The following is an 11,213-nucleotide window of genomic DNA, read 5'->3' as shown; positions in this document are numbered from 1 at the left end:
CTTTTGGTGGCGCGATGGACAACCGTCCGTCGCGCCACCGCCTTGTCCGCATACGTTCTTCCCGCTGCGAGCCGCCGGGTCAACGGCGGCTCCCCAAACGGGAGATCGGGGGTGCGCTCGTGCGCATCGGACTGCTTACGGAGGGTGGCTATCCGTATGTGAGCGGTGATGCCAGGCTCTGGTGCGACCGGCTCGTGCGCGGGCTCGGGCAGCACGAGTTCGACGTCTACGCGCTCAGCCGCAGCGAGCGCCAGGAGAGCGAGGGCTGGGTCGCGCTGCCGCCGCAGGTGTGCCGGGTGCGCACGGCTCCGCTGTGGACGGCCGAGGATGACGGGGCAGTGCTGGGGCGGCGGGCGCGCCGACGGTTCGCCGAGTGCTACGGGGAGTTGGCGGCCGAGCTGTGTGCCGGGACCGCCGGGGATCCTTCCGGCGCTTCCGGGGAGACCTCGGCCGCCGAGGCGGACCGTTTCGGCAGCGCGCTGTACGGACTCGCCGAACTCGCCCGCGACGAGCGCGGGCTGGTGGGAGCGCTCCGCTCCGAGGCCGCCGTACGCGCCCTGGAGCGCGCCTGTCGTGCGCCGGGCGCCCTGGGGGCGGCACGTGAGGCGCGCGTACCGGATCTGCTCGCGGTCGCCGCACACCTGGAACGCGCCCTGCGCCCCCTGTCGCTCGACTGGTACGAGGACGACGGACTCGGCTCGGTCGACCTGTGCCACGCGACGTCCAGCGGCCCCGCGGCCCTGCCCGGACTGCTCGCCCGCCACTTCCACGGCGTACCCCTGCTGGTGACCGAGTACGGCGTGCGGCTGCGCACGCACTACTTGGCTGCCACGGACGCTCCGCCCGCCGTACGGTCCCTGCTCGCCGCGTTCCACGGCAGGCTCGCCGCCGAGATCTACGACCGGGCCGCGATCGTCACGCCGGGCAACGCGCACGCCCGCCGCTGGCAGGAACGCTGCGGCGCCGACCGCGCGAAGCTCCGCACGGTCTACCCGGGCATGGACGCCTCCCGCTTCGCCGAGGTGGGGGAGTCCCCGGAGTGCGCGGACCCCGACACGCTGGTCTGGGTCGGCCGCGTCGAACCCGCCAAGGACCTGGTGTCGCTGCTGCATGCCTTCGCGGAGATCCGCAAGGAGGAGCCGAAGACCCTCCTGCGGATCGTCGGTGCCCCGGCCGGTCCCGATGGCGAGGCCTATCTCGGCCACTGCCGGGCGCTGGCGGCGCAGCTCTTCCCCGACGAGGCGGCAGGGCTGCACGCCGTCGGCGACAACCCCGTCTCCTTCGAGGAGATCGCCGGACCGGAGCTCCCGAGCCTCGCCGACGCATACGCCGCCGGAGCCGTGACCGTGCTGTCCAGCGTCGTCGAGGGCTTCCCGATCAGCCTGGTCGAGGCCATGTTCTGCGGCCGCGCGACGGTCTCGACGGATGTCGGCGCGGTCGTGGAGGTCATCGGGGGCACGGGGCTCGTCGTACCGCCGCGCAACCCGCGGGCGCTCGCCGAGGCGTGCCTGGCGCTGCTGCGGGACCCCGAGCGCCGCGAGCGCCTGGGCGCCGCCGCACGCGCGCGTGCGCTCGAACTGTTCACCGTCGAGCAGAACACCACGGCATTTCACGGCATTTACCTGGAGATCGTCTCGCACACCCCGGTGCGCCGGGTCGTCCTCGACGACGCCGGGGAGCCCCTGCCGTTCGCCGTCCCCGCGGAGGCCCATGTCCCCGGCCGCTGGACCGACCCGGGCGCGCGCGTGGCGGCCCGCGGCGGGCCCGGCTGGGCGGTGGGCGCGGCGGCACGCGCAACGCCGCCGCTGTGGGCCACGACCCCGATTCCGGCCACGGAGGGGGCGCGATGAGCGACTTGGGGGCACTGGACCGCCCCGGCACACCGGACAGCCCCGGGGCCTGGGACGAACCGTCCCGGGGGTGGCTCGCAGGGCAGACCTCCGGCTCGGACGGCGTTGGAGCCGAGGCGGCACCCGGTACGCGGGGCGGTGATGAAGCCCGGGCACGTACGCGTGTTGACGGTGAGGGTCCGGTACGCACGCGTGTTGACGGTGAGGCTCCGGCACGTACGCGTGCAGGCGCCGGGGCCGTGGCGCACACGCGTGCCGAGACCGAAGCCTCGGCCGCTCGCCGGCAACCCGCTGCTCCGGCAGGCATGCATGCAGACGTCGAGGCCCCGCCGCACACGCGTGCAGACGCCGACGCTCCGGCACACACGCGTGCCGAGACCGAACCCCCGGCAGCGCGTCGGCAACCCGCCGCCCCCCGTCGCACCGCCGCCGACCCCGTGAAGACGCTGATGCACCGTCACCGCGAGCTGTGCGAGCGGGCGGTGGACCCCTTGGAGATCGCGGCGGGCCTGGAGGCCCACGGCGTCACCGACCGGACCGCCGCACGCTTCCGCCACCGGGACGTCTTCTCGCTCGCGGAGGAGATGTACGCGCGCGTACCCCGCGGCGACGGCGCCCCTGGCCACCCCGCAGCCCCCGACGCCCCCCGGGCCCGCGCCGACTGGGCCCTGCTCACCCTCCTGCCCGGAGCACTGTGCGCCGCGACGGTGGCCGCCCTGCATCTCACGCACGCACCCGCCCGCCCGATCGCGGCCGCCGTCGGCGTCCTCGCCGTCGCCCTCGCCCTGCGGGCGGCGCTCGCCCGCGGCCCCCTCGGCCCAAAGAACCGAACGCCCACGGGGCCCGCCCCGCACGCGTCCGGGAGCCGCGCATGGACGTGCTGGCTCGTCGCCTACGCCCTCCTCGGCGACGGCCTCCTGCGCGCGGCCCTCGCCGGAGGCCCCGACGGCCCGCCCACCGGCGCCGCCGACAGCCCCTGGCCCCTCGCCACGGCCCCCGTCCTGGCCCTCACGCTGGCCTGCGCCCCCGCAGCCTGGAGCGCCCACCTCTTCGCCGTACGCGCCCACCGCAGGCTGACCGCCAGCCGCGGCCTGGAGGAGTACGCAGCCTCCGTACGACCGCTGCTGATCGGCACGTTCGCCCTGTTCCTGGGCGCGCTGACGGCCCTGCTCACGCTGTGCGGCGCGGTCCTGGGCGAGCCCGCGGCCTACGCCCAGACCGTCACCCTGGGCGCCCTACTGCTCCTAGCCCGCCTCCTTTCGACGCACGGTTTCACCCACGCCCCCGCGTTGGTCCTCACCGCCACGGCCACGGCCGAAGTCACCGCCACGGCCACGGTCTTCGCGGGCCGGCTGCCCGGGTGCGGCTTCCTCGCCACCCCCGTGGAGACCATGGTTGACGCCTGGGGCCCCGGCAGCGTCCCTGCCCTCGCCTGCGGGGCTGCCGCGCTGACCCTGCTGATCCACGCGACCCGCACCCTCACCCGGGCCTCGGCCCACGCACCCGGGGACCGGCCGTGCTGACGCGGCAGCCGGACCCGGAGCACCTCCACGAGTCGTGTGCACGCCGGCTCACGTCGGCCCCCGTCCCGCCTGAGCCGCCCGGCCCCGCGGCCCGAGGCAACCGCACCACCCCCTCCGAAGGAGAGCCCCAGATGATCACCTCCCGACCCGACGCCTCGGCCCCGGGAGCCGCCCGATGAGAGTCCTGCTGATCGGAGCCAACGGCTACCTCGGCCGCTTCGTCGCCGACCGCCTGCTCGCCGACCCGGCCGTCCAGCTCACCGCCCTCGGCCGCGGCGACGACGCCGACGTCCGCTTCGACCTCGCGTCCGGCAGCCCCGGTGCCCTCACCCGCTTCCTCGACGCGGTCCACCCCGGCGTCGTCGTCAACTGCGCGGGCGCCACCCGGGGCGGCGCCCGCGATCTCACCCGCCACAACACCGTCGCCGTCGCCACCGTCTGCGAGGCCCTGCGCCGCAGCGGCTGCGGCGCCCGCCTGGTGCAGATCGGCTGCGGCGCCGAGTACGGCCCGAGCCAGCCGGGTTCGTCGACGGCGGAGGACGCCGTCCCGCGCCCCGGCGGCCCGTACGGCGTCAGCAAGCTCGCCGCCACCGAACTGGTCCTGGGCTCGGGCCTGGACGCGGTCGTCCTCCGGGTCTTCTCACCGGCCGGCCCCGGCACGCCCGCCGGCTCGCCGCTCGGCCGGCTCGCCGAGGCCATGCGCCGCGCCATGCAGTCCGGCGACGGCGAGCTCAAACTCGGCGGCCTCGGCGTCCAACGCGACTTCATCGACGTACGCGACGTGGCCCGTGCCGTGCACGCCGCCTCGCTCTCCGCCGCGCAGGGCGTCATCAACATCGGCTCGGGCCGCGCCGTGCGGCTGCGCGACGCCGCCGCCGTGCTCGCGCGCGTGGCCGGATACGGCGGCGCCCTCCATGAACTCGACGGCCCGCCCGGCCCGCTGCGGGCGACCATCGGCCACCCGCGTGGCGAATCGGACCACGCGGCCCCGGTCGCGTACCCGTACCCCGACGGCTGCGGCAGCTGGCAGCAGGCCGACGTGCGCACCGCACGCGACCGGCTGGGCTGGCGGCCCCGCATCAACCTCGAAGAGTCCCTCGCCGACATCTGGATGGAGGCGGCATGCCGTATCTGACCAGTACGAAAGCGGGCATCGCGAGTACCGACGTCCGCACCGGCTTCGGCATCCCCGGCTTTGCACACCCCCTCGTCGCCCCCACCGAGTGGGGCGAACTCACCCGCCCCGGAATCCCCTTGCACTGGGTCGTCCTCAATGTGGCCGACGGGCCCGGCTCCCGCCCCGACCCGCACTGCCTGGACGCGGCCGGCCGCCTGCGCAACGCAGGCGTACGGGTCCTCGGGCACCTCGACTCGGCATACGGGGCCCGCACCTTCGGCGAAGTGATCTCCGATGCGCACCGCTACATCGACTGGTACCAGGTCGACGGCTTCCTGCTGGACCGCTGCCCGGCCGAACGCGTCTCGCTCCCCGAGGTCCGCCGCACCGTCACCACGCTCCGTGGGATCCGTGACGATGCCCACATCGTCCTCGGCCATGGCACCCACCCGCACCCCGGCTACGCCGAGAGCGCCGACCAGCTGGTCACTTTCTCCGGCTCCTGGAGCGACTACCGCTGGTCGCAGGTGGCCGAGTGGACGGCGGACCACCCGCCCGAGCTCTTCTGCCACTTCGTCCACGGGGTGCCCCGCCCGCACCTGGAGGAGGCACTGCGCATCGCCCGCTGGCAGGGCGCCTCGACCATCTACTTCACCGACCACACAGACCGGGGTGGCCGTAGCGACCCCTGGGAGACCATGCCCGGCTACTGGGACGAAATCGTCTCGCGGATCGGAACGGGTGTCTCGGAATGAAGAAGGCCATGGCAGTGTTACGGGGAGAACAACTGTAGTGATTGACCGACCAACGGAGTCCCCGTGTCGCTGCCACCCCTGGTCGAGCCAGCCTCTGAGCTCACCGTAGACGAGGTCCGCAGGTACTCCCGCCACCTGATCATCCCCGACGTCGGGATGGACGGGCAGAAGCGGCTGAAGAACGCCAAGGTGCTCTGTGTGGGCGCCGGCGGCCTGGGCTCGCCGGCGCTGATGTACCTGGCCGCCGCGGGCGTCGGCACGCTCGGCATCGTGGAGTTCGACGAGGTCGACGAGTCGAACCTGCAGCGCCAGATCATCCACAGCCAGGCCGACATCGGCCGCTCCAAGGCCGAGTCCGCGCGCGACTCCGTCCTCGGCATCAACCCGTACGTGAACGTGATCCTTCACGAGGAGCGGCTCGAGGCCGACAACGTGATGGACATCTTCAGCCAGTACGACCTGATCGTCGACGGCACGGACAACTTCGCGACCCGCTACCTGGTCAACGACGCCTGCGTGCTGCTCAACAAGCCGTACGTCTGGGGCTCGATCTACCGCTTCGACGGCCAGGCCTCCGTCTTCTGGTCCGAGCATGGCCCCTGCTACCGCTGCCTGTACCCGGAGCCCCCGCCGCCGGGCATGGTCCCCTCCTGCGCCGAGGGCGGCGTCCTGGGTGTGCTGTGCGCGTCCATCGGCTCCATCCAGGTCACGGAGGCCATCAAGGTCCTCACCGGCACCGGTGAGCCCCTCGTCGGCCGCCTGATGATCTACGACGCCCTGGAGATGCAGTACCGCCAGGTCAAGGTCCGCAAGGACCCGAACTGCGCGGTCTGCGGCCCGAACCCGACCGTCACCGAGCTCATCGACTACGAGGCCTTCTGCGGCGTCGTCTCCGAGGAGGCCCAGGAGGCGGCCGCCGGCTCGACGATCACTCCCAAGCAGCTCAAGGAGTGGATCGACGACGGCGAGAACATCGAGATCATCGACGTCCGCGAGATCAACGAGTACGAGATCGTCTCGATCCCCGGCGCCAAGCTGATCCCGAAGAACGAGTTCCTCATGGGCGCCGCCCTGGAGGGCCTCCCGCAGGACAAGAAGATCGTCCTGCACTGCAAGACGGGTGTCCGCAGTGCGGAAGTCCTCGCGGTCCTGAAGTCCGCGGGCTTCTCCGACGCCGTGCACGTCGGCGGCGGTGTCATCGGCTGGGTCAACCAGATCGAGCCGCACAAGCCGGTCTACTGATCACCGGTCCCGCTGACCAGCGAGGCTGAGGAAGCCCACGGCTCTGACCAGTTCAGATGCCGTGGGCTTCTGTCGTTGTTGGTCGGCGTCGGGTGCCCTCGTACGGCCCAGGGACGGCCCCGGACCAGGGGCTCTGGAAACCGTTGCTGCACCGAAGGCGACCTATCTCAGTGACCGCTCACCTCCCTCAGACGGCTGGTCAGTGGTGTTCAAGCCACCAAGCCGCCCCCGAGATCAGGGTGCTGCCAAGTCCGGCGGCTATCCCTCGAAGGAGGCTGTGAGTAACAGTGCGCTTCATCGCACGCAGGCGACGACGCTGGGCTGTCGATATCGGCTGACCACAAGAGATCCGCAGCCTTCGCTTCCAGCGACGAACTGTTGTCGACGGCTTCTGGGACTGACCCGTAGCCTTGTAGGTGTTACTAATGGCTCCTCCTGGCGGTCGAGCGATTGGTTTCGTCATCTGGCGGCTCCCTGCGGCAACAGGGGGCCGCCGCTTTTGTGCGGCGGCCAGCGCCGTCCGTCCTCATCGAGATTGGTGGGACTCAGCCGCTTGCATGCTTCCGGGTCAGGAACTCAATGCCCGCAAGCAGCGGCTCGTCTTGGCTTGGGGTCTGGATCACGGTCTCGCCTCCCGAGGAGGACGAATCAACCACGTCAACCGCGGAGTCACCCGTCACGGCGCGTTCACTAATGTTCAGGTCGTAGGGGGACTGGAAGGCGTACCTTGTCGCCGTCGCCGTCGCCGTCGCCGTCGCCGTCGCCGTCGCCGTCGCCGTGAGAGTGGGCAGTGAAGTGTCGATGTAAAGTCCGTAGCCGACCTCCCTGAGGACTGTTGCCTTGACCAGCTCTTCGCGACCTCTACGGATCGTCTTCGTGGACAGTCCGTACCACTCTGCGAACGCCTCAGGGATGTAGAACTCGGGGGCACGCAGACTCATACATATGAGCAGCATCGCCTTGCCCGGTAGCGTCAGCCTCTTGTGCAGTTCATCGGCCCAATACTGAAACGGAAGCCGGAAGTAGACGTCTGCCAACGGACCGTCAGCAACGCCGACTGGAGGTCGGTAGGAGTCTCCGAGACCGTCCTCCATGAGCTTCGTGATCTTGGTGAACTTGCCGTTCTGGGACCTCGTGATCAGGCTGACGTCTTCAAGCTGATGCCGGAGGCGCGAGACCATGACGCTGGACGAGGCACCTGGGACGTGGTGGTCCAGGCAACGAGCCCATAGCTCGGATCGCTCTGTCACGTCGTAAGGGGCGGCCGTAGTGACCGCCGCTACGAGCAAGTAGAGATCTAGCGCCCTCTCGCGGCGGCCACGTACTAGTGAGGTAAGGGGGCTCCCATTCTTGACCGTTTCACCGTCCGCACCGGTGACGCGCTGCACAAAGGAACGGCGGATAGGCACCGTACCCCTGCGCCTCTTAGAGGAGCTAAGGAGTGCAGCGATGCTGCGCTCCTGCGAGAGGCCGCCGATCGGTACAGGATCGTCGGCTGGCGGAAAGATGACCCGTGGCATGGATCCAAGGATGCACCTCGAACGACGCTTCGGACGGGCCGTCAGACCGCCCTGGCCGGCGGCTGTTTGCCCCTCCGAGCCGACTTCAGATATCCATGAAAACTAATAACGACCAATTAAAGGTAGCCGGGATCATCTCTTCGTCCGTTTTCGCAGCTCAGGGTGACCATGGAGGGAAATGATCTTTATCGTCTGAGTCGTCAAGCTTTGCCGGTCAACTTCACGTCCATTGCCTTTCTCTCCGAAGACCTTTGCTCTCGGATCCCGACCCTTCCATGAAGCGTCTGACGTCGTCTGGACACGTGCTCGTCCCGGGGCCGCGCGAGGCCCTCGCCCTCTTTGCTGCACCTCGGTTCGCGCCCGGCGAGGCCAGCCGCCCTCGTTGTCCGGCGCCCCCGTGACCTCCGGCACTACCTGGCGCCCCACCACTCGGACTCAGCGCTGTAGCAAAGCGCTTTGAAGGGCCCTGGGCGCTCTTGACGCCCTATGTCGCTGACCTGGGCACATCCAGGAGCGGAGCTGGCTACTCTGCCCCCTGGTCCTCGTGGTGGCAGTGAGGGGAACATATGGGCAACGTCCTGATGGCCGTCTTCATTATCGGCATCTTCGCGCTGGGCTGGTGCATCTTCACCGGCCGGATTCCCAGTCGTGCGAGCTCCCATCCGAACTTCGACAAAGCCCTGCCCAGGCTGGTCGGCGGCATCTTCATGCTCTGCACGGCCTTCATGATGGCGGCCCTTCTGCGCAGCCTGCTGTGATCCCCCGGCGGGGCGCTGACAGGCGGCCGGAAAGCACTACGGCCCAGGAGACGGAAACTAACCGCCGGCCTGGGCCGTATGCATGTGGAGCGGGCGACGGGAATCGAACCCGCGTAGCTGGTTTGGAAGATCGGGTACATCGATGATCGCTGAGCTGGGCCGTTGGTGGTCTGAGGTTATGTGAAGCTTGGCCTGCAAGTCCCCGCTGTTCCCCATTGGTGCTCGCTGGCTCGGGCACGTGGGGGACACGCCCATGGTGAGCCGTGTCTGGTGATTGTCGTGGTCGTTGGAGCGGGCATGCGAAAGATCATCATGGCCGCCACGCTGGCCGTGGCTGCTGTCGCCATGGCAGTTCCTGCTCATGCGGACGACAAGTCGACCCCCCACTGGACCTTCGCGCCGGGATCCGTCTGCGGGCTGGAAGGGGCAGAGGTGTCGGCGCTGCCGATTCTGACTGACTTCGTTCCCATCCACTCCAACAACTGCCCGAACGGCAACGTGCTCGATTACCCGACGATCTAGGTCGAACGGTCCCCTCAACCCACCACTCACCCCAGCTTCCATCCCGTCCGCCGTCGACCCACACACCGTGGAGCGGGCGTGGTTCATGGCGTCCAGGTGGAGCGCGCCACTGTACGAACGACCTGGACGCCATGGGCCGCGTCTGCTCGGCTCTGCCTGGATCAATGGTGGGCGGGATGGGAGCTCCCCACGCACACCACTACGGACCCGCGGCCGGGAACGGTGCCCCTCCATCCCGGTGTCGGCCGATCCCCCGTCGGAGGCATTGCCTTGACGGTGGCTGCTCCATGAGGTGATCGACTCATGGCCGCTTTCCGCTGCCCGGGCGGCAACTCCCGCTGCCCGGCCTACGAGGCGCAGATCTTTCCGTCCTTCGGCACCGTCCCGTTCAGCAGATACGCGTTCACCGTCGAGTCGACGCAGTCGCTCCCGTTCCCGTACGCACCGTGTCCCTCGCCCTTCCAGGTGAGCTCCACACCGACGCCCTTGCCCAGCTCGTCGGCCATCTTCCGGGCGCCCTCGTAGGGCGTCGCCGGGTCGCCGGTGTTGCCGACCACGAGGATCGGGCGCGCGCCGGGTGCGCTGGCCGGCGGGGTGTCCCACTGGCCCGCCACCGGCCAGTCGTGGCACCAACCGGCGGTGTCCCAGCCCATGAAGTCGCCGAACACGGGCGAGATCTTCTCGAACTGCGCCAGCCGCTTCTTCGTTTCGGCGGGTGTCGGGCGCAGCTTGGTGTCCAAGCACGATATGACCCGTTGCGAGTGGGTCGTCGTCTCGTAGTGCCCGGAGGCGTCGCGGCCGTTGTAGCCGTCGGCGAGCGACAGCAGTTCCGAACCGTCACCGTTCTCGGCGGTGTTCAGCGCGCTGGTGAGACTGGGCCAGCTCTGCCTGGAGTAGAGGGGGTATGTCAGTCCGGTCAGGGCGAGGGTCTGGGTGAGCCTGCGGCCGCTCGAGGTCGGCAGCGGCCGGGCGTCGATCCGCTTCAGCAGGGCCGCGATCCTCCGGGATCCCTGTTCCGGGTCCTGTCCCGTCGACTTCAGGTAGTCGTCCAGCGCCCGCTGGAAGCCCCTGGCCTGGTTCTCGGCGTGACCCACCATGTCGGCGCTGGGGTCGACCACGGCGTCCAGGACGAGCCGCGCCACTTTCTTCGGGAACAAGTGGGCGTAGACGCCGCCGAGTTCGGTGCCGTACGAGATGCCGAAGTAGTGCATCTTCGGGTCGCCCAGCACCTGGCGCATCAGGTCCATGTCGCGGGCGGTGTCGGTCGTCGACGCGTGCGACATCAGCTTTCCGGCGGCCTTCTCGCAGCCCTTGCCGAAGTCGGCCGCGTCCTGGAGGTATACCTTCTCCTCGGCCGGGGTGTCCGGTGTGGTGTCCACCGACTCCGCGGCCTGGATCTCCTTGTCGCTGCGGCAGCGGATGCCCCCGCTCGATCCGACGCCGCGCGGGTCCCAGCTCACCAGGTCGTACTGCTCACGGAGCTTGGCGAAGGTGGGGCCGAAGGACGGCAGGTAGGAGACCCCCGAGGCGCCGGGGCCGCCGAAGTTGAACAGCAGCGAGCCGATGCGGGTGCCCCCGCGGGCCTTGGCGCGGATCAGCGCGAGGCCCATCGTCTCGCCCTCCGGCTTCGACCAGTCCAGCGGCACCTTGAGCGTCGAGCACTGCCAGTCGTTGCCCGGTGCGGGGGAGTCGGCGGTGGCCTTGCAGCGGCCCCAGGCAAGCTTCTGCGCGGTCAGTGAGGAGGGCAGCGCGGCTGTAGTGCCCGAGGAGCCGGACGACGGCGAGGCAGCCGCACTCGTCCTCCCACCCCCCTTGCCGTCGTCGGACGACGAACCGCTGCTGCAACCGCCCACCAGGAGCGCTGCGGCGGCTCCCAGAGCCGTCCACCGTACGAATCGCGCCATGTGCGTCCCCCCTCACGGGCCG

Annotated in this window: 9 protein-coding genes; 7 read left to right on the top strand and 2 right to left on the bottom strand. The window is 70.2% G+C overall.

Going from position 1 to position 11,213, the window contains the following annotated elements; translation table 11 throughout:
* Positions 1 to 119: 119 nt before the first annotated feature.
* From P2Q00_RS32115 to moeZ, 5 genes are all read left to right on the top strand, one after another.
* A complete protein-coding gene (locus tag P2Q00_RS32115) occupies positions 120 to 1,850 on the top strand; it encodes a DUF3492 domain-containing protein (RefSeq protein WP_275776890.1) in 1,731 nt (576 codons plus the stop codon).
* Between the two features lie 305 nt (positions 1,851 to 2,155).
* A complete protein-coding gene (locus tag P2Q00_RS32110; RefSeq protein WP_425579640.1) occupies positions 2,156 to 3,373 on the top strand; it encodes a hypothetical protein in 1,218 nt (405 codons plus the stop codon).
* A gap of 175 nt (positions 3,374 to 3,548) precedes the next feature.
* Positions 3,549 to 4,508, top strand: coding sequence for an NAD-dependent epimerase/dehydratase family protein (locus P2Q00_RS32105; protein WP_275776888.1), 960 nt, complete (start codon positions 3,549 to 3,551; stop codon positions 4,506 to 4,508).
* Positions 4,496 to 5,245 carry a spherulation-specific family 4 protein gene (locus P2Q00_RS32100; protein ID WP_275776886.1) on the top strand — a complete coding sequence of 250 codons (750 nt, stop codon included), beginning with the start codon at positions 4,496 to 4,498 and terminating at the stop codon, positions 5,243 to 5,245. The genes P2Q00_RS32105 and P2Q00_RS32100 overlap by 13 nt, the downstream gene beginning before the upstream one ends.
* A gap of 63 nt (positions 5,246 to 5,308) precedes the next feature.
* Positions 5,309 to 6,487 carry an adenylyltransferase/sulfurtransferase MoeZ gene (gene moeZ / locus P2Q00_RS32095; protein ID WP_275776884.1) on the top strand — a complete coding sequence of 393 codons (1,179 nt, stop codon included), beginning with the start codon at positions 5,309 to 5,311 and terminating at the stop codon, positions 6,485 to 6,487.
* Between the two features lie 545 nt (positions 6,488 to 7,032).
* On the opposite strand, the gene P2Q00_RS32090 is transcribed toward moeZ, so the two are convergent.
* A complete protein-coding gene (locus P2Q00_RS32090; protein WP_275776882.1) occupies positions 7,033 to 8,007 on the bottom strand; it encodes a hypothetical protein in 975 nt (324 codons plus the stop codon).
* A gap of 566 nt (positions 8,008 to 8,573) precedes the next feature.
* Here P2Q00_RS32090 and P2Q00_RS32085 point away from each other — a divergent pair.
* Complete coding sequence (locus P2Q00_RS32085) at positions 8,574 to 8,765, top strand: hypothetical protein (protein WP_275776880.1); 192 nt, start codon at positions 8,574 to 8,576, stop codon at positions 8,763 to 8,765.
* Positions 8,766 to 9,062: 297 nt separating this feature from the next.
* Positions 9,063 to 9,287, top strand: coding sequence for a hypothetical protein (locus tag P2Q00_RS32080; RefSeq protein WP_275776878.1), 225 nt, complete (start codon positions 9,063 to 9,065; stop codon positions 9,285 to 9,287).
* Between the two features lie 347 nt (positions 9,288 to 9,634).
* Here P2Q00_RS32080 and P2Q00_RS32075 read toward each other — a convergent pair whose 3' ends face one another.
* On the bottom strand, positions 9,635 to 11,191 hold the full coding sequence (locus tag P2Q00_RS32075; RefSeq protein WP_275776877.1) for an alpha/beta hydrolase: 1,557 nt from the start codon (positions 11,189 to 11,191) through the stop codon (positions 9,635 to 9,637).
* Between the last annotated feature and the right edge of the window lie 22 nt (positions 11,192 to 11,213).

This window comes from Streptomyces coacervatus, from assembly GCF_029223485.1.
GTDB classification, from domain to species: Bacteria; Actinomycetota; Actinomycetes; order Streptomycetales; family Streptomycetaceae; genus Streptomyces; species Streptomyces coacervatus.
The sequence above is the reverse complement of the archived record's forward strand: the minus strand, read 5'-3'. Positions and strand labels throughout refer to the sequence as shown.

Bases quoted from the DNA above. Each gene is read 5' to 3' on its own strand.
- P2Q00_RS32110 (WP_425579640.1), top strand. From the start codon at position 2,156: ATGCATGCAGACGTCGAGGCCCCGCCGCACACGCGTGCAGACGCCGAC.
- P2Q00_RS32105 (WP_275776888.1), top strand. From the start codon at position 3,549: ATGAGAGTCCTGCTGATCGGAGCCAACGGCTACCTCGGCCGCTTCGTC.
- P2Q00_RS32100 (WP_275776886.1), top strand. From the start codon at position 4,496: ATGCCGTATCTGACCAGTACGAAAGCGGGCATCGCGAGTACCGACGTC.
- P2Q00_RS32090 (WP_275776882.1), bottom strand. From the start codon at position 8,007: ATGCCACGGGTCATCTTTCCGCCAGCCGACGATCCTGTACCGATCGGC.
- P2Q00_RS32085 (WP_275776880.1), top strand. From the start codon at position 8,574: ATGGGCAACGTCCTGATGGCCGTCTTCATTATCGGCATCTTCGCGCTG.
- P2Q00_RS32080 (WP_275776878.1), top strand. From the start codon at position 9,063: ATGCGAAAGATCATCATGGCCGCCACGCTGGCCGTGGCTGCTGTCGCC.
- P2Q00_RS32075 (WP_275776877.1), bottom strand. From the start codon at position 11,191: ATGGCGCGATTCGTACGGTGGACGGCTCTGGGAGCCGCCGCAGCGCTC.